At 71.6% G+C, this 18,560-nt stretch carries 12 protein-coding genes and 1 riboswitch; of the genes, 9 read left to right on the forward strand and 3 right to left on the reverse strand.

Annotated features, from left to right (window positions below; translation table 11 throughout):
• Positions 1-262: 262 nt before the first annotated feature.
• Positions 263-3,073: a penicillin acylase family protein gene (locus tag IH48_RS0112735; RefSeq protein WP_030903097.1), complete on the forward strand. Its 2,811-nt coding sequence runs from the start codon at positions 263-265 to the stop codon at positions 3,071-3,073.
• Positions 3,074-3,288: 215 nt separating this feature from the next.
• On the forward strand, positions 3,289-6,099 hold the full coding sequence (locus IH48_RS0112740) for an N-acetylmuramoyl-L-alanine amidase (protein ID WP_030903099.1): 2,811 nt from the start codon (positions 3,289-3,291) through the stop codon (positions 6,097-6,099).
• A gap of 55 nt (positions 6,100-6,154) precedes the next feature.
• Here the strand turns inward: IH48_RS0112740 and IH48_RS0112745 are convergent, their stop codons facing one another.
• The 3 genes from IH48_RS0112745 to IH48_RS0112755 form a co-directional block, all read right to left on the reverse strand.
• The gene (locus IH48_RS0112745; RefSeq protein WP_030903102.1) at positions 6,155-6,850 is read right to left on the reverse strand and encodes a TetR/AcrR family transcriptional regulator; all 696 of its coding nucleotides are present in this window, start codon (positions 6,848-6,850) and stop codon (positions 6,155-6,157) included.
• Positions 6,847-7,131 (reverse strand): hypothetical protein, encoded by a 285-nt coding sequence (locus IH48_RS37000; RefSeq protein ID WP_030903105.1) that lies wholly within the window; start codon positions 7,129-7,131, stop codon positions 6,847-6,849. The genes IH48_RS0112745 and IH48_RS37000 overlap by 4 nt, the downstream gene beginning before the upstream one ends.
• A gap of 448 nt (positions 7,132-7,579) precedes the next feature.
• The gene (locus IH48_RS0112755) at positions 7,580-7,861 is read right to left on the reverse strand and encodes an MFS transporter (RefSeq protein WP_324604301.1); all 282 of its coding nucleotides are present in this window, start codon (positions 7,859-7,861) and stop codon (positions 7,580-7,582) included.
• A gap of 14 nt (positions 7,862-7,875) precedes the next feature.
• On the opposite strand from IH48_RS0112755, the gene IH48_RS0112760 reads away from it, so the two are divergent.
• From IH48_RS0112760 to IH48_RS0112790, 7 genes are all read left to right on the forward strand, one after another.
• Positions 7,876-8,352, forward strand: a complete 477-nt coding sequence (locus tag IH48_RS0112760; protein ID WP_234434234.1) for an RrF2 family transcriptional regulator — start codon at positions 7,876-7,878, stop codon at positions 8,350-8,352.
• A 256-nt stretch (positions 8,353-8,608) separates the two neighbouring features.
• Positions 8,609-12,709: a discoidin domain-containing protein gene (locus IH48_RS0112765; RefSeq protein WP_030903113.1), complete on the forward strand. Its 4,101-nt coding sequence runs from the start codon at positions 8,609-8,611 to the stop codon at positions 12,707-12,709.
• A 170-nt stretch (positions 12,710-12,879) separates the two neighbouring features.
• Positions 12,880-13,689, forward strand: a complete 810-nt coding sequence (locus IH48_RS0112770; protein ID WP_030903117.1) for a polysaccharide deacetylase family protein — start codon at positions 12,880-12,882, stop codon at positions 13,687-13,689.
• A complete protein-coding gene (locus IH48_RS0112775) occupies positions 13,686-14,879 on the forward strand; it encodes a beta-propeller fold lactonase family protein (RefSeq protein ID WP_051839657.1) in 1,194 nt (397 codons plus the stop codon). The genes IH48_RS0112770 and IH48_RS0112775 overlap by 4 nt, the downstream gene beginning before the upstream one ends.
• A 112-nt stretch (positions 14,880-14,991) precedes the next feature.
• Positions 14,992-15,144, forward strand: a riboswitch (cobalamin riboswitch).
• Positions 15,145-15,243: 99 nt separating this feature from the next.
• Positions 15,244-16,251, forward strand: coding sequence for an ABC transporter substrate-binding protein (locus IH48_RS0112780; RefSeq protein WP_078849671.1), 1,008 nt, complete (start codon positions 15,244-15,246; stop codon positions 16,249-16,251).
• Between the two features lie 19 nt (positions 16,252-16,270).
• Positions 16,271-17,302: a FecCD family ABC transporter permease gene (locus tag IH48_RS0112785; RefSeq protein WP_199809940.1), complete on the forward strand. Its 1,032-nt coding sequence runs from the start codon at positions 16,271-16,273 to the stop codon at positions 17,300-17,302.
• A gap of 47 nt (positions 17,303-17,349) precedes the next feature.
• Entirely contained in the window at positions 17,350-18,165 is an 816-nt protein-coding gene (locus IH48_RS0112790; protein WP_234434226.1) for an ABC transporter ATP-binding protein, read from the forward strand.
• Positions 18,166-18,560: the final 395 nt, after the last annotated feature.

Consider the following 18,560-nt stretch of genomic DNA (forward strand, 5'->3'; position numbering starts at 1 on the left):
GCGGCAGCGGCGAGAGCACCGCGCCACCGTGTCCGACTCGCGCGGCGATCGCGCCGCAGGTGACACCGGCCGGGGTGCAGGCGAGCGGCCGCGGGGCCGGTCAGCGGTACGGGGCTTCGCCGCCGCAGGGGACCGCTACCCCTTCCGACCCCGGCGGCCCGCCCCCGTGCGCCAACTCGGCCTGAAAACAACGTCGCACACCTGCAACCTCGTGGCCTACCGGCGGTAACCTCTGTCGCACTGCCTTCCGGGAGGAGCGGGAATGCGACGACGCGCCCTCAGTCTCAGAACAGCCGCGGCAGGCGCCGTGATCGCCCTCGGCATGGGACTCGCCACCCCACTGCCGACGGCCGCGGCGGCTGCCGGCCCCACCGACGACTACTGCCAGAGCCAGTGCGGCGACATCCTGCCGCCCGGCGAGAACGGCAACGCCACCCTCGCCGACATCCTCGCCAACCGCGTGCTCGGCACCCGGCCCGCCCACACCAGCGACCAGCTCGGCCCCTACGCCGACCTCGCCTCCGGTTACCAGGGACTGACCGACGCCAAGCTCAGCTCGTTCTACAACGACGCGTCCTTCGGCGTGCCCAAGGACCAGGTCGCCTCCACCTACAGCCCGCGCGCCGACGTCACCATCACCCGGGACAAGGCCACCGGCGTGCCGCACATCAAGGGCACCACCCGCTCAGGCACCGAGTTCGGCGCGGGCTACGCCGCCGCCCACGACCGGCTGTGGCTGATGGACCTCTTCCGCCACGTCGGACGCGGCGAGTTGACCTCGTTCGCCGGCGGCGCGGCGGCCAACCAGGGTCTTGAGCAGCAGTTCTGGCGCGCCGCTCCCTACACGGAGGCCGACCTCCAGGCGCAGGTGGACCGCCTCGCCTCCGCCGGGAAACGCGGCGCCCAGGCGCTCGCCGACGCGCAGGCGTATGTCGACGGCATCAACGCCTACATAGCCAAGGCGAAGCCGGGACGGTACTTCCCCGGCGAGTACGACCTCACCGGCCACATCGACCCCATCACCAACGCCGGCACCATCGACAGGTTCCAACTCACCGACCTGATCGCCCTTGCCTCCGTCGTGGGCGCGCTGTTCGGCTCGGGCGGTGGGGGAGAGGTGCAAAGCGCACTCTCGCTGCAGGCCGCGCAGGCCAAGTACGGTGTCACGCAGGGCACGAAGGTCTGGGAGTCCTTCCGCGAGCGCGACGACCCCGAGGCCGTCCGCACACTGCACGACGGCCAGACGTTCCCCTACGCCGTCAAACCGGCACACGCGCGCGGCACCGCGATGCCCGACCCTGGCTCCGTGACGCGGGAACCGCTGGTGTACGACCGCACCGGGTCGGCCGTGCAGGGCGAGGCGGGCGAGCGCACCCCCGTCAAGGCGCCCGCGAACCTCAAGCCGCTCCAGGGCGTGTTCGACAACGGCGTGCTGCCCGCCGACCTGTTCGCCACCCCGCGCAAGGGCATGTCCAACGCCCTCCTCGTGTCGGCCGGCCACACCGCGAGCGGCCACCCGGTCGCCGTGTTCGGCCCGCAGACCGGGTACTTCGCACCGCAACTGCTCATGCTGGAGGAACTCCAGGGCCCCGGCATCAGCGCACGCGGCGCCGCCTTCGCCGGCCTGAGCCTCTACGTGGAACTCGGCAGGGGCCAGGACTACGCGTGGAGCGCCACCTCGGCCGGCCAGGACGTCACCGACACCTACGCCGTCCAGCTGTGCGACCCCGACGGGGGCACACCGTCCAAGGACGCCACCTCGTACCTGTGGCACGGCAGTTGTGTGCCGATGGAGAAGCTGGAACGCACCGACTCGTGGTCGCCGACTCTGGCCGACTCCACCGCCAAGGGCTCCTACCGCATGCAGGTCTACCGCACCAAGTACGGCCCCGTGCAGTACCGCGCCACCATCGACGGCAAACCCGTCGCCTACACCACGCTGCGCAGCTCCTACCGGCACGAGGCCGACTCCATCATCGGCTTCCAGATGCTCAACGACCCCGGCTACGTGCACGATCCGGCCAGCTTCCAGAGCGCGGCGCAGCACATCAACTACACCTTCAACTGGTTCTACGCCGACAGCAGGCACACCGCCTACTACAACTCCGGGTCGAACCCCGTACGCGCGCCCGGTGTCGACGCTTCCCTCCCCGTGCTGGCGCAACCCGCCTACGAGTGGCGCGGGTTCGACCCGGACGGCAACACCGCCGACTACACACCACCCGCACAGCATCCGCAATCCGTCGACCAGGACTACTACGTCTCCTGGAACAACAAGCAGGCCATCGGGTACGACTCGGCCACCTTCGGCAACGGCTCCGTGCACCGCGCGAACCTGCTCGACGACCGGGTCAAGGCGCTCGTCGCCAAGGGCGGTGTGACCCGCGCCGAACTCACCCGCGCGATGGCCGACGCGGCCGTGACCGACCTGCGGGGCGAGGACGTGCTGCCCGACCTGCTCGCCGTGCTGCGAAGCGCGCCCATCAGCGACCCCCGAGTGAACGCCACCGTCCAGGAGTTGGAGAACTGGGCGGCCGACGGCAGCAAGCGTCGCGAGACGAGCGAGGGCTCGCACGCATACGCCGACTCCGACGCGATCCGCGTCATGGACGCGTGGTGGCCCGCTCTCGTGAAAGCCGAGTTCCGGCCCGGTCTCGGCGACGGCCTGTACACCGCGCTGACCGCCTCGCTCACCGTCGACGAGGCGCCCTCCGCCGGCCACGGTCCCACCGGCAGCCACGCGGGCAGCGCGTTCCAGTACGGCTGGTGGTCCTACGTCGACAAGGACCTCAGGGCGGTGCTGGGCAAGCCGGTCAGCGGCGCCCTGGGGGAGAAGTACTGCGGCGGCGGCGACCTCTCGGCGTGCCGCACCGTGCTCCTCGACTCGCTGAAGCAGGCGGCGGCCGAGCCCGCGAGCCAGGTCTACCCCGGTGACGACGGCTGCGCCGCGGGCGACCAGTGGTGCGCCGACAGTATCGTGCAGCGCCCGCTGGGCGGCGTCACGGACGACCGCATCTCCTGGCAGAACCGCCCCACCTACCAGCAGGTGGTGGAGTTCCCCGCACACCGGTAGCACGACCGGTTCACCGGTGCCCCGGGCCTTGCCCGGGGCACCGCCGCGGGGACAAGGCCCGCCCGTGCACAGCCTTCCCGCGAGGGCGGCCGGGCATTCGGGCACACCAACGTCGCGGAACCCTCCGGAGCTTGCTACATTCCGTCTCTCGGTTTCTCAGTTTTCTCAGATTTCACGGATTCCTCGCAATCCGTGACACCGCACAGGGGTGGGGTTTGAAGCAGCACCGAAGAGACCGCAAGAAGCGGCTCTTGATCTACGGCGTCGCGTCCGGCGTCGTCATCGCGGCCGGCGCCGGCACGGCAGCCCTCGCCGCGCAGGGGGCAGCCCCGGCACACGTCGCCGCCGACGCACGGCTGCAGTCACAGTTCGACAGCGCGGCACGCGAGTTCCACGTCCCCGAGAGCGTCCTGATGGCGGTCTCCTACCAGTCGTCGAACTGGGACTCCCACGACGGCGAGCCGAGCACCACGGGCTCCTACAACGTCATGGGCCTGACGCAGGTCACGCCGGGCGACGTGGCGAAACCCACCGACCGGGAGCGCCTCGATCACCTCAACATGAGTGGTGACCCGGCCGTCATGAAGCACTTCGACGCCAAGCGCGCGCTCAAGTCCGCGCCGCCCGCCGTCGACACCGGCGACCCGCGGCTGCACACGCTGGACGCGGGCGCCAAGCTCATCGACAAGCCGGCCGGCGCCGTGCGACACGACCCGGCGCAGAGCATCCGAGCCGGCGCCGCCCTGCTGGCGAAGTACCAGCACGACGCGAAGGGTTCACTCTCGAAGGATCCGGGCCAGTGGTACGCCGCCGTGGCGCGCTACAGCCAGTCCCCGGACCGCAAGGGCGCGGCACAGTTCGCCAAGCGCGTCTTCGACACTCTCAAGAGCGGGCAGAGCGGTGTCACGGCCGACGGGCAGCGGGTGTCACTGCCGGCCGACCCGTCCGTGGCCCCCGACACCGCGGCGAAGGTCCCGCTCGCCACGCAGGCGAGCCTCACGACGACCCAGGCGCCGGAGTGCCCTTCCGGGCTCGCCTGCGACTTCAAGCCCGCCGCGTTCAAGCAGAACAGCAGCACACCGGACGACTTCGGCAACTACAACGTGGCCAACCGCCCGTCCGGCGGCGAGGACATCCGCTACATCGTCATCCACGACACCGAGGGCAGCTACGCGGGCTCGGTGGCCAGCTTCCAGAACTCGGCCACGTACGCCAGCACGCACTACCTGATACGCGCGTCGGACGGCCTGGTCACCCAGATGGTGCCGACCAAGGACGAGGCATGGCACGCCGCCAACAAGACGGTGAACATGCACTCGATCGGCATCGAGCACGAGGGCTATGCCATCAAGGCGGGCAGCTGGTACACCCCGTCCGAGTACGAGTCCTCCGCCACGCTCGTGAAGTACCTGGCGGCCCGCTTCGGCATCCCGCTGGACCGCGAGCACATCATCGGCCACGACGAGGTCCCGGGCGTCCTCGACGCGAACGTGGCAAGCCAGCACTGGGACCCGGGCCCGTTCTGGGACTGGAACCACTACATGTCCCTGCTCGGCGCACCCACGGGCGCGAGCGGCGCGGGCGGCCCGCTCAAGGCCGGCCAAGTGGTACGGGTCGTGCCCCCCTTCACCACCGACAACCAGCCGACACTCACCTACGGCGGCAGCACGGTCGCGAAGCAGCCGGCCAACTTCGGCTACCTCTACACCTCGCCCTCGACGAGCGCGGCGAAGATCGCCGACCCCTACATGCCCTCGGTCAGGTCCACCGACGGCCCCAACTGGGGGGACAAGGTCGTGGCCGGCGGCGAGTACGTCGTCGCCGAGGCCCAGAGGGACTGGACCGCCATCTGGTACGGCGGCAGGAAGGCCTGGTTCTCGAACCCCGGCGGTCAGTTCACCGCACCGGTCGGTACGTCAGGTACCCCGGTGCTCAAGGCCAAGTCGGGCGCCTCGTCCATCCCGGTGTACGGACGCGCCTACCCGGACGACGCGGCCTACGCGGGCACCGGGGTGCCCGTGCAGGCGAGCAACAGCGCGTCCCTGACGAAGTACAGCCTTCCGGCGGGCCAGGCCTACGTGCAGGCGGGCCCCGCGAAGGCGGGCGACTACTGGTACGCGGGCACGTTCTCCGGCACCGCGGCCCACGACCGTACCCTGGTCACCGGAACGACGACCTTCTACCCGATCCGCTACAACCACCGCATCGCGTGGGTGAAGTCGGGTGACGTGCAGGTGGCCACCGGCACTGCCCCTGACGCGGGCACGGACCGCTACAATGCGGTCGCCCGAGACTCCTCCGGCGTGCTGTGGCAGTACCAGGGGACCGGCAGCGCCGGCGCGCCGTTCTACAAGCGCTACCGCATCGGCGGCGGCTGGGACCAGTACACCGCGATCGCACCTCTGGCCGCACTGCGGGCCGACGGAACCGGCGACATGGTGGCCCGCGACAAGAGCGGGAACCTCTGGTACTACCGGGGCAGTTCCGATCCGAACCGGCCGTTCAAGGGCCGTATCGAGGTGGGTGGCGGCTGGAACATGTTCAACGGGATCTGGGGGGTCCGTGATTGGACCGGTGACGGCCGGGCAGACCTGATCGGCAGGGACGCCTCGGGCACGCTGTGGCTGTACCAGGGCACGGGTACACCGACGCGTCCCTTCCTGCCGAGGCAGAAAATCGGCACAGGCTGGGACACCTACAACATGATGACATCCACCGGTGACATCACCGGTGACGGCAGGCCCGATCTCGTCGCCCGCGACTCCTCCGGCACGCTCTGGCTGTACCAGGGGACCGGCAAGGCCGCTGCCCCGTACGCGAAGCGCACCGAGATCGGCGGGGGCTGGGAGATGTTCAACACGTTTGCCGGCCCCAGCGACCTCAACCGCGACGGAATCGGAGACCTGATCGCCAGGGACTCCTCCGGAAACCTGTGGTTCTACCGGGGCACCGGCGATCCGGCGGCTCCGTTCGCGAAGCGCACCGGGATCGGCGGGGGCTGGGAGATGTTCAACCTGGTGATCTGAGCGATCCGCGGCGCGAGGCGCCCGGCACCGGCCCGCAGGCCCGGTGCCGGGCGCCTCACCGCGCCGGACGCGGTGTGGCCGCGATGCCGTTGATCACCGCATGGAATGCCCAGTCGAAGCGCTGATCAGGGGCCCCGGAGAAGAGGTCGTCGCCGAGTGCGGCGATCCGCGGGTGCCTCTCGGCGGAGGCGCCTGACAGCGCGGCCATGGCGGCGCCGTGTTCCGCCTCGGCGTCCGGCACCTGCCCGCGCGAGGCGTGTTCCGCCGCGTCGGCCGTGGCCATCTGGAGCAGGACGTCCACGCCCCACGCGGCCTGCCCTTCCGGCACGCCCCCCTCGTGCAGGAGGGCGAGGACGGCCTCGACCAGTGCCAGGTAGTTGGGGCCCGCGGGGCGGGCGACCAGGGCGGAGCGTGCGAGGCTCGGGTGCTCGAACAGCACGCTCATGTAGGAGCCGAGCAACCGCACCAGCCTGCCGGACCAGTCGTCCCCGACGCCGGCGGCGGGGGAGAGGTCGACTGCACCGAGGCGCTCCTCGAGGATCGCCGCGTGCAGTTCGGCGGTGCCCGCCACGTACACGTACAGCGAGGCGGGGCCCGTGTCGAGTTCCTGGGCGAGGCGGCGCATGGTGACGCGCTGCAGTCCCTCGGCCTCCATCAGGCGCACCGCCGTCGCGACTATGCCCTCGTAGGTGAGCGCGGGCTTGGCGGGCCGCTCGCGGCGGCTGCGGGGTGCGGGGGTCCTCGGCGTCACCCGCGCAGTGTAACGAACGTGTTCGGTGTGTCGCGATTCCGCCTGTTGTTCCGCCCGGGCCCGTGCGGTTTCCGTCCGGCTGTCACCGCGACGACGGCGATGAGCAGGAGGTCGAGTGGCAGGGTGCGGGCCATCGCCTGCGAGTGGGCCGCGGTGACCAGGCCTGACGCCACGCCCGCCCGGCCGGGTGGGATGCCGGAGAGGGAGTAGCCGATCAGTGTGGGCAGGGCGAGGCCGTCGCCGAAGCCGGTCAGGCATACGGCGGCCACGAGGGCCGGCACGGATGGCGCGTACCCGGTCCCGCGCCACCCAGCCGCGCATGAGCAGGGAGCTGGACACGAACGCGATCCCGGACGGTACGAACACGAGCCCCGCGTGCAACGGCGACAGGTGCTCGCCTTGTTGCAGCAGGATCGTGAGGCGGAACATGAAGCTCGCGAAGTGCGGCATGAACGCGATCGACGCGAGGGCGCCGCGCCGCAACGACTCCACTCCGAGCGGCGCGGGGCCGGTATCGGGTCGCCGCCGCGTGCCGCGAGCCGGCGCTCGGAGCGCGGCTCCGCCCGCAGCAGGCCGATCCCGGCGAGCGCGGGCAAAGCCACAGCCGGAGCGGCCAACCCCATTCGCGGCCGAGGACGAACGGGGCCGGTACCAGGGCCGGCGAGAGCCCGATTCCCGCGGCGGCCGTACCGTCCAGGGAGGGTGCGTCCGCTCGGCGGGTGCGGTCCATCACGGCCAGGGCGGCGGCGAAGGCGGCCACGGCGATGGGCAGGTTGATCCGAGGATCTGCCCCGCGATCGAGCCCGTGCCCGTCGCCTCGCCGCACCAGCCCATCGCCCGGCCCCGCCGTCCGGCGGGCAGCGCGGTGTTGATCGTGGCGAGCACCTGCGGGATCAGCACCGCCGCGGCGAAGCCTTGCCGCACGCGCGCGACCACGAGCCAGGCCGCGGACGGTGCGAGCCCGCACAGTCCCGAGGCGGCAATTTCGTGGATCTCATGTATCCACGATATCCTCGTTGAGTATCATGAGGGACGTGCAGGTGTCACAAGGGGTCGAGTGGGCGATGCATATCTGCACGCTGCTGTCCGAGGCGCCGGACGGCGTGCCGGTGCCGCGGCGCACGCTCGCCGCGGCCTACGCGCTGCCCGAGCCCTATCTCGCGAAGTGCCTGAAGCGCCTTGCCGCTGCGGGCGTGCTCGACTCGACGAGCGGCCCCCGTGGCGGCTACCGCCTCGCGAAGCCCGCCGATCGCATCACGGCACTGGCCGTGGTCGAGGCCGTCGAGGGGACGGCGCCCACGTTCACATGCCGTGAGCTGCGCAGGCGCGGCACGGTCGCGGCGACTCGCGAGGAGTGCCGGGAGAAGTGCGCGGTGCACGTGCTGATGGACGACGCCGACGCGGCCTGGAGGGCGCGCCTTGCCGAGACCACTATTGCCGACATCCGGGGGCGCCGCCCGGCTACCCTGACGGCGCGTGCCGCCGCAACCCTCGGATGGTGACCGACGCTGCGGCGCCTCGCGGTGCGGGCCGACCCGGCGCCTGCCGGTGAACCGATCCGGTCGCGGCTCTTGACTTCGCATGGACGGGAGCGGAATCCTGGCAACGTTGTCATACGGGCTTGCTGCAGAGATGCCGACTCAGTTCACATTTTTGGCCGACTCCGTCCAGGTCCAATCAGACAACGTTGTCATTGGCGGGTGCGACGGTCAGGGCCGCATCCGCACGATTTCTCCGTATTCCGATGGGACTCTCGCCATGGCATCTGCTCCGGATCAGCCCCCTCGCCCTTCGCGCCGAACGGTCGTCACCGCCGGGTCCAGCCTGCTTGCCGGGTTCGGGCTGACCGCTGCGCTGCCCGCACGGGCCTTCGCCGCGGCTCCGGGCGCGGTGCACTCGCCCGCCGCGCACGGCTCGCCTGCCGCCAAGGGCGAGTTGGCCGCATACCGGCCGGTCCACGTGTCCTCCACCGCCTACGCGCCCACGCCGGCGCAGTTCGTGGTGGACAAGGTGACCTCGGCCGGCGTCAAGGGCACGGGCTGGCGGGCCGCGGACGGCGATCCGCAGTGGGTGTCGGTGGATCTGCAGGCGCTCTGCGAGGTCACGTCCGTGCGGCTGACGTTCGAAGCCGCGGAGGGCGACCCGGTGTTCGTGCCGAAGCCGACAGGCAACTGGTCGGACGGCACCACCGGCAAGGAGATCCTCTCCAGCTACGCCACCGCGTTCACCGTCGAGGTTTCGGTGGACGGGAAATCCTGGACGAGTATCCACCGCACCACCTCGGGAGCCGGCGGAACCGTCGACATCACACCGGCCAAGCCGACGCAGGCACGCTGGGTGCGGATGACCTCCACCAAGCGGTCGTCCCCCGACCCGCTGGGCCTGAACGGCTTCGAGGTGTACGGCACCGGCCCCCGGCACCGTCCCGCCGCCACCGGGTGGACCGACTGGGGCAGGCACGAGCACCGGCCGCCGCGCCTGGAGCTCGCCGCCGACGGCACGGTGCCGCTGGAGTCCGGCTGGGTGCTGACCATGGACGACTGGGCGGACGGCGCAGGCGGTGATCTGTCGCGCACAGGGGTGGACACCGGCGGCTGGCTGCCTGCGGTGGTGCCGGGGACGGTGCACGGGGCGCTCGTCGAGCAGGGCAAGCTGCCCGACCCGGTGGCCGGGTTCGGCAACATGCGCGCCCCTGAGGCGCTGTCGCGCCACTCCTGGTGGTACAAGCGGGACTTCGAGCTGCCGCACGGCCTGGACACCGGCGCGGGCCGGCACGTGTGGCTCGAGTTCGACGGCGTCAACCACGAGGCGGAGGTGTGGCTGAACGGCCGGAAGGCGGGCACGCTCACCTATCCCTTCGCCCGGGCCGCCTACGACGTGACCGCCATGACGGCGCGCGGCACGCAGGCTCTCGCGGTGAAGATCACGCCCATGCCGGTGCCCGGCAGCCCCGGCGACAAGGGGCCGGCCGGTGAGTCGTGGGTCGACGCCGGCGCGGGCCAGATGAACCTCAACTCGCCGACCTACCTCGCCTCGTCGGGCTGGGACTGGATGCCCGCGGTGCGCGACCGCGGGGCCGGCATCTGGAACCATGTGCGGCTGCGCTCGACCGGGCACGCCCTGATCGGCGATCCCCGCGTGGACACCGTCCTGCCGAAGCTGCCTGACACGTCGAGTGCCGAGGTGACGATCGTGGTGCCGGTGCGCAACGCCGACACCGCCGACCACGACATCACCGTGACCGCCGCGTTCGACGGAGTACGGGTCAGCACGAAGACCACCGTGGCAGCCGGGAAGAGCACCGAAGTCACCTTCGCTCCCGACGACTTCCCCGCCCTGAAGCTGCACGACCCGAAGCTGTGGTGGCCCAACGGGTACGGCGACCCTGCCCTGCACGACCTCACGCTGACCGCATCGGTCCGCGGACGTACCAGCGACCGCCGCACCACCCGGTTCGGCATCCGGCAGTTCGATTACGCGTACGAGGTGCCGCTGCCCTTCACTGCCTCGTCCGACGCATACACGCAGCAGGTCACGTTCGACTCCGCCGTCCGCGCCCGCTACGTGCGTATCAAGTGCGGGACGCGAGCCACCGGTTGGGGATTCTCCCTGTGGGAGCTCTCGGTCATCGACAGCGCGCACGCCGGCACCGACCTGGCGCTGCACGGCAAGGCCACGGCCTCCAGCAGCGCGGACGGCACCGATCCGGCAGCGGTCAGCGACGGCGATACGGCGACACGCTGGACGTCGGCCTACGCGGACGACCAGTGGGTACAGGTCGACCTGGGCTCTGTCCAGTCCTTCGACAGGGTGGACGCGACCTGGGAGCAGGCGTACGCGAAGACGTACGTGGTGCAGACGTCCACGGACGGCAGTGCGTGGACGGACGCCAAGGCCGTCGACAACAGCGCTCTGCCCCTGCCCTTCAACGGAGGCGACGCGAGCCTGCGGCTCGAGACCGTCCCGGCGACCACAGCCCGCTACGTACGGCTGAAGTGCGGCTTGCGCAACACCAGCTGGGGCAACTCACTGTGGAGCTTCTCGGTGATCGACAGTGCCGCACCCGGCACCGACCTGGCGCTGCACGCCAAGGTCAGCGCCTCCAGCGAGGATCCGTCGTACCCGGCCGCGAACGCCACCGACGGCGATGCGGGCTCCCGCTGGTCCTCCTCCTACGAGGACAACCAGTGGATCACGGTGGACCTCGGCGCAGCGCGCCGCTTCGACCAGGTCGCCGTCCTGTGGGAGGCGGCCTATCCCAAGACGTATGTGATCCAGTCCTCCGCCGACAACAAGAACTGGACCGACCTCAAGACCGTCGACAACACACCGGAGGCGCTGAAGATCAGCGTCAATGGCACCCGGGTGCTCGCCAGGGGCGGGAACTGGGGATGGGACGAGCTGATCCGCCGGATGCCCCCGGCCCGAATGGACACCGCGGTGCGTATGCACCGCGACATGAACTTCACGATGATCCGCAACTGGGTCGGCTCCAGCAACCGCGAGGAGTTCTTCGCCAAGTGCGACGAGTACGGTCTGCTCGTGTGGAACGACTTCCCCAACGCCTGGGGCATGGACCCGCCGGACCACGACGCGTACAACACCATCGCCCGTGACACGGTGCTGCGTTACCGCATCCACCCGTGCGTGGCCGTGTGGTGCGGTGCCAACGAGGGCAACCCGCCCAAGGCCATCGACGACGGGATGAGGCAGGCGGTGCAGTCGCAGGCGCCCGGCGTCCTCTACCAGAACAACTCCGCCGGCGGCATCATCAACGGCGGCGGCCCCTACAACTGGGTGGAGCCGGACCGCTACTACGACCCGTCCCTCTACGCCAGCCACAGCTTCGGCTTCCACACCGAGATCGGCATGCCGGTCGTCTCGACCGAGCAGAGCATGCGCCACCTGATCGGGGACGAGCAGCCGGACTGGCCGATCGGTGGCACGTGGTACTACCACGACTGGAGCGAGCACGGCAACCAGGCGCCACAGCAGTACGTGGCCGCGATCGAGGCGCGGCTGGGGAAGACGACCAGCCTGGACGACCTGGTGCGCAAGGCGCAGTTCGTCAACTTCGAGAACAGCCGGGCGATGTTCGAGGCGTGGAACGCGAACCTGTGGCAGGACGCCAGCGGCCTGATGCTGTGGATGTCCCACCCGGCCTGGCACAGCACGGTCTGGCAGACCTACGACTACGACTTCGACGTCAACGGCGTCTACTACGGGGCCCGTTCGGCCTGCGAGCGCTACCACGTGCAGGCCGACCCGACCACCGGCCAGGTGATCGCACTCAACCACACCCCCGGCGCGCTCGAAGGCGCCAAGGTCACCGCCGAGGTCCACGACCTGAGCGGCAGGCGGGTGGCCGGCCCGAAGCGGACGCGTCTGGACGTCGCCTCGTCGGCGACCGCGAAGGCCTTCACGGTGCCCTTCGGCAAGGACCTGCCCGACCTCCACCTGCTGCGGCTGACGCTGGCCTCCTCCCATGGCACCGTCCTGTCACGCAACGTCTACTGGCGCTACCGCGAACCGTCCGCCATGAAGGCTCTCAACACGCTCGGAAAGACGAGGCTCTCCCTGTCCCTGCGGCGTTCCCACCGCTCCGGATCCCGGCAGCAGGCGAGTGCCGTGCTGCGCAACTCCGGCTCCACCGTGGCCGCGATGGTGCGTCTCTCGCTGCTCGACGAGCGCGGCGAGCGGGTACTCCCGGCCGAATACGGCGACAACTACCTGTGGCTGCTGCCGGGCGAGTCCCGCACGCTCACCGTCTCCTGGCCCTCCTCCGCGCTCCACCCGGGCCGGCGCCCGGTCCTGCGAGCGCAGGGCTACAACACGACGGCGGTGAGCGACAAGGCCTGACCACAGGGACGTCACACGCTCGGACCCTGGTGGGGTGCGCGGCCGCGTACCGCCTGCCTACCGTGCTGAGGACGGCGGATGCGGCCGTCCGCGACGGCTGCCGGCGGTCGCCGCGCCACGGAGCCGGCCGCGTCCCGCGGCCGGCCGCAGCGACCTGCGAGGTGCCAGCCATGGCGGTCGAACGCCGACGCGTGTTGAGGAATCTGTGCGGGGCGACCGCGGCCGGCGCCGCGGGGTCCTTGCTGGGCGCCTGCTCCGGCACCACGGCGGCCCCACCGAAGCGACCCGTGGCCACGTCGCCGTCGCCCGCCGCCCGGCGCGCCGCGTCCTCCGCCGCGTCCCCGGCCGTCGCGTCCCCCGCCGCCCTCCCGCCGCACCTGCCCGACCAGGTGCGGCACGGCCCCCGCGACCGGCCGAATGTAGCCCTGACCTTCCACGGCCAGGGCGCACCGGACCTGGCCGAGGCGGTCCTGAGCACGGCAGAGCGCGCCGGGGCCCGCCTCACCGTGCTGGCCGTCGGCACATGGCTCGACGCCCATCCGGGCATTGCCCGGCGCATCCTGTCCGGCGGCCACGACCTCGGCAACCACACGCAGCACCACGTCGACATCTCCGCGATGGGCGCGGCCGACGCGTACCGGGAGATCGACGACTGCGCACGGCGCCTGCGGCGGCTGACCGGCTCGGCGGGTACCTGGTTCCGCCCCTCGCAGGCCGTCCTGGCCACCCCGCTCGTCCAGCGGCAGGCCCGCAAGGCGGGCTACGCGCACTGCCTGTCCTACGACGTGGACTCCCTCGACTACACCGACCCGGGCGCCGGCGCCGTACGCGGGACCGTACTGGCGGCCGTGCGCCCCGGCTCCGTGGTCAGCATGCACCTCGGCCACACCGGAACGCTGGAAGCGCTGCCGGGCATTCTCGACGGCCTCAGGAGCCGCGGCCTGAGCGCTGTCACCGCCACGCGGATGGTGCGCGCATGAGGCGGCCGCGGGCCCGGACCGCCCTCCTCGCCATGGCCCTGGCCACCGCGGCGACGGCCTGCACGGGTTCGGGCGGCGGCCATCCGGCGGCCGCCGGCCGCGCCGCGTCCCACTCGGCGGCCCCCGCCGCCACGCGGGCCGCCGTCGGACCCGGCCAGGACCTGCTGCCCGGCATGCCGCCGCCGCTCGACCCGCACGACCTCTACGCCGCGGACCGCCCCGGCCGCCTCTCGCCCGTCGTCAAAGACTTCCCGTCGCGCGTCTACGTGCCCAACACGAAGTCGGACACGGTCAGCGTCATCGACCCCGCGACGTACAAGGTGATCGCCACCCTGCCGGTCGGGCACGAGCCCCAGCACGTCGTGCCGTCCTGGGACCTGAAGACGCTGTGGGTCAACAACGACCTCGGCAACAGCCTGACGCCCATCGACCCGGCCACCGGCAAGGCAGGGCACCCGGTCCCGGTGCACGACCCCTACAACCTGTACTTCACCCCCAACGGCAAGTACGCCGTGGTGATGGCCTCCAAGGACCGCCGACTGGTGTTCCGCGACGCGCACACCATGAAGGTCGTGAAGTCGGTGCCCGCCGGGTGCGGCGGCGTCAACCACGCCGACTTCTCGCCCGACGGACGGTACTTCATCGTTTCGTGCGAGTTCTCCGGCGACCTGCTCAAGGTGGACACGGCCCGGATGGAGGTCGTGGCGCGGCAGAAACTGCCGATGGCGGGCGCCAAGCCGCAGGACGTGAAGATCTCCCCGGACGGCCGGACGTGGTACGTGGCCGACATGGTGGCGGGCGGCGTGTGGATCCTGAACGGCGACACGTTCGGCCGCCCGCACCTGCTGCGCACCGGCAAGGGCGCACACGGCCTGTACGTCAGCCGCGACTCGCGGCGGCTGTTCGTCTCCAACCGTGGCGAGGGCTCGATCTCGGTCCTCGACCTCGCCACCGGCAAACCCGTCGCCAAGTGGCACATCCCCGGCGGCGGCAGCCCCGACATGGGCGGTGTCTCGGCCGACGGGAAGGTGCTGTGGCTGTCAGGGCGCTACAACTCCGAGGTCTACGCGATCAGTACCAGCGACGGCCACCTGATCCATCGCATCAAGGTCGGCAACGGCCCGCACGGCCTGTGCGTGTACCCCCAGCCGGGCCGCTACTCCCTCGGGCACACCGGCGTATTCCGCTGACGCGCTCCACCCGTTGCGGGCACTCGCGCCCCGGGCACGCATCCACGTCCCGAAAGCCCGGAGTCGTGCGATTTACAGTGCGGTTCCCGGCGTGCTACTTTTCGGCGGCTGGTGCCCGCGTGAACTCACCGGGTGCCGGTCGCGCATCAGGCAGCGAAGCCGGTGAAGCCCGTGTCGTGCGGGCCATTCCGGCGCTGTCCCGCAACTGTGAAGGCCGCTGAACCGCGGCCCAAGCCAGGTCGCCTCCTGTCGCGCCAAGACATCGACCCTCGTGGAAGGGCGATCCGTCTTCGCCGGTGCGCGTCCACGTGTTGCGGCCTGTCGATGGATCGGCTTCTTCCCGTCCTCACGGGAGGAAGCGCACATGACGCACCGCCCCGGCCGACGCCGGATACTCCACCGAGCACCGTTCCTTCGGGCGGCGTCGGTCGCCACCGCGGTCCTCGCGGCCACCACCCTCGTCGCCGGCTGCGGCTCAGGAAAGCCGGCGGACGCCGCATCGACCCGGGCCTCGGCATCGGGATCGGCCGCCGCCTCGTTCCCCGTCACCCTGCGGGCCGGCAACGGCAAGGTCACCATCGACGCACGGCCCAAGCACATCGTGTCGCTCTCGCCGACCGCGACCGAGGACCTCTACGCCGTCGGCGCGGGCAAGCAGGTCGTCGCCGTCGACGCCGACTCCGACTACCCCTCGGGCGCGCCCGTCACCAGCCTCAGCGGCCTGACTCCGAACATCGAGGCGATCGCCAAGTACAGCCCGGACCTCGTCGTCGCCTCCCAGGACTCCGGCGGCCTCGTAAACCGGCTGCGCAAGCTCGGCGTGCCGGTGATGATCGAGCCGGCGGCGGCGACGATCGAGGACGCCTACACGCAGATCGACCGGATAGGCAGGGCCACCGGCCACGCGGCGCGGGCCGCGCAGACCGTCGCCGGGATGAAGTCGCGGATAGCCGCCACGGTCAAGCGGGCCGGCAGCCACCACACCGGCCTCCGCTACTACTGGGAGCTGGGAGCCGACCCCTACTACTCGGCGACCTCGTCGACCTTCGTGGGCAGGGTCGCGTCGCTGTTCGGCCTCAAGAACGTGGCCGACAAGGCGGACAAGGCGGCCGACGGCGGATACCCGCAGCTCTCCCAGGAGTACATCGTCTCCGCGCGGCCGCAGCTGATCTTCCTCGCCGACAACGGGAAGTCCGACGGCGGGCAGAGCCCCGCGATTGTCTCGGCGCGCCCCGGCTGGTCGGGCATCCCCGCCGTGCGCGGCAAGGCGGTCATCGGCCTCGACGGCGACGTCGCCTCCCGCTGGGGACCGCGCCTGCCCCAGCTCGTCGACGCGATCGCCCGGGCGGTCGAGAAGGCGCCTTCCCGGTGACGGGGAACGGGCGCAGGCCGTGATCCGGGCAGCGGCCCGCTCCCGCACGGTGCGCCTGTACGCGGTCGCGGTGGTCTTCCTCGCCTGCGCGGTGCTCGTCGGCGCCATGGCAGGAGCCGCGGGCCTCAGCCCCGCGGCGACGGCGGCCGCGCTGCTCGACCGGCTGCCGTTCGTGCATCTGCACTCCGGGCTGAGCTCGCTCGACCACGCGGTGCTGTTCCAGATCAGGATGCCTCGCGTGGTGCTCGGCGCGCTGGTCGGCGGAGCGCTCTCGCTCGCGGGCGCGGGCTATCAGGGCGTGTTCCGCAACCCGCTCGTCGACTCCTCGCTGCTGGGGTCGTCGGCCGGCGCCGGCCTCGGCGCGACCCTCGCCATCGTCACGCTGGGCGGCGCGGCGTCGAGTGCCGTACCCGCGGCCGCGTTCGCCGGGTCGCTCGCCGGGGTGGCCATCGCGTACCTCGTCGGCGTGTCGGGCGGGCCCGGCACGTCCACGCTGCTGCTGGCCGGCCTTGCGGTCTCGCTTTTCCTCGCGGCCGTCCAGACGTACGTGCTGCAGCGCTCAAGCCAGGACATCCAGCAGGTCTACTCCTGGCTGCTCGGCTCCCTCTCCGCCGCCACCTGGCACCAGACGCGGGAGATCCTTCCCTACGTGGCGGTCGCCGCGGTGGTGGTGCTGGTGCACGGCCGCCACCTCGACGTGCTGGCCGTGGGCGACGAGGAGGGCCGCTCCCTCGGGCTGCACCCCGGCAGGATCCGGCTGATCGTCGTGGCGGGGTGCGCGCTGGCCGCGGCGAGCGCCGTGGCGGTCAGCGGGCTGATCGGCTTCGTCGGCATCGTCGTGCCGCACGCGGTCAGGCGGCTGGCCGGCACCTCGTACCGGGTCGTCCTCCCGCTGTCCCTGCTCTTCGGCGCCGGATCCCTGATCCTCGCCGACGCCGCGGCCCGCACTCTCGTGGCACCGGCGGAACTGCCGATCGGCGTCGTGACCGCGCTCGTCGGCTCGCCCGCGTTCGTGCTGATCCTGCGCACCACGCGATCGGTGCGCACATGAGCCGGCCCGCGCCCCCACTCCCCGGTCCGGCCGGACACGAACCGCCCGTGCCCGGCCACCCCGCTCCCGGTCCTGCGGCTGACGGCCCGGCCGGGCTCGACGTCACCGGGCTCGACATCGATCTGGACGGCACCCCGGTCGTGCGCGCCGTGTCCTGCACCGTCGCACCGGGCGGCTGGCTGGCGCTGATCGGGCCCAACGGTGCGGGCAAGTCGACCGTCCTGCGTGCCATCGCAGGACTGGCCCGCCATCGCGGCACGGTCCTCGTCGGCTCCACCGACCTCGCAGGCCTGCGGGACCGGGAGCGGGCCCGGCTGATCGCCTACGTGCCGCAGGCGCCCGTGCTGCCGCCGGACATGACGGTGCGGGAGTACGTGCTGCTCGGCCGGACGCCGCACCTCGGCTATCTGGCGCACCCGGGCGCCCGCGACCGGCGGGCGGGGGAGGAGTCCCTGGCCGCGCTCGACCTCACCCGGTTCGCGGACCGCCGCCTTTCCGCGCTCTCCGGCGGCGAGCGCCAGCGCGTCGCGCTCGCCCGCGCACTGGCACAGGAGCCCAGGATGCTGCTGCTCGACGAGCCCACCTCGGCGCTCGACCTGGGACACCAGCAGCATGTCCTCGACCTGGTGGACGAGTTGCGTCGCAGCCGGCGTCTGACCGTCGTCACCACCCTGCACGACCTGACCACGGCCGCCCAGTACGCGCAGCGGCTCGTCCTGCTCGACGGCGGACGCGTAGCCGCGAACGGCACGCCTGCCGAGGTCATCACCGAGGAGCTGATCGCCCGCGTGTACGCGGCACGCGTGGCGGTGACCGAGGACCCCGAAGGGCGGCCGGTGGTCACCCCGCTGCGCAAATCCTGACGCGCGGCTTCGTCGTCCTGGGCGTCGGAGTACGGTCCGCGCGGAATCAGAGTGGGCGGCGTGAGGCTGGAGCCCGCGACACGCATCGCATCGCACTGCGCTCGACGCCAGAGCCGACCGGGCGCCGAACTCATGCGCCGGACGGCCACGGCGGGGCGGCAGGCAGTATTGGCGGTGGCGGCGCTCGCCGGCATCCCCTGGGCCGAGGCCGGCCGTTTGCACCCGGTCGATCAGACGACGGCGCGTGCAGGCGCACGTCCATGGGACCGCTCCTGGACACAGTGCCTGCCGGGTCAGTCCGCGGCGATCCACTCCCTCGCCACAGCGGCTTCCGCGACCATTGTCTCGCGGGCGTTCTCCAGAACGGCTGACACCTGCGGTGCTGGGATGACGAC

Source organism: Streptomyces sp. NRRL F-5126 (assembly GCF_000721265.1).
GTDB lineage: Bacteria > Actinomycetota > Actinomycetes > Streptomycetales > Streptomycetaceae > Streptomyces.

Bases quoted from the DNA above. Each gene is read 5' to 3' on its own strand.
- IH48_RS0112735 (WP_030903097.1), top strand. From the start codon at position 263: ATGCGACGACGCGCCCTCAGTCTCAGAACAGCCGCGGCAGGCGCCGTG.
- IH48_RS0112760 (WP_234434234.1), top strand. From the start codon at position 7,876: ATGAGGGACGTGCAGGTGTCACAAGGGGTCGAGTGGGCGATGCATATC.
- IH48_RS0112765 (WP_030903113.1), top strand. From the start codon at position 8,609: ATGGCATCTGCTCCGGATCAGCCCCCTCGCCCTTCGCGCCGAACGGTC.
- IH48_RS0112770 (WP_030903117.1), top strand. From the start codon at position 12,880: ATGGCGGTCGAACGCCGACGCGTGTTGAGGAATCTGTGCGGGGCGACC.
- IH48_RS0112775 (WP_051839657.1), top strand. From the start codon at position 13,686: ATGAGGCGGCCGCGGGCCCGGACCGCCCTCCTCGCCATGGCCCTGGCC.
- IH48_RS0112780 (WP_078849671.1), top strand. From the start codon at position 15,244: ATGACGCACCGCCCCGGCCGACGCCGGATACTCCACCGAGCACCGTTC.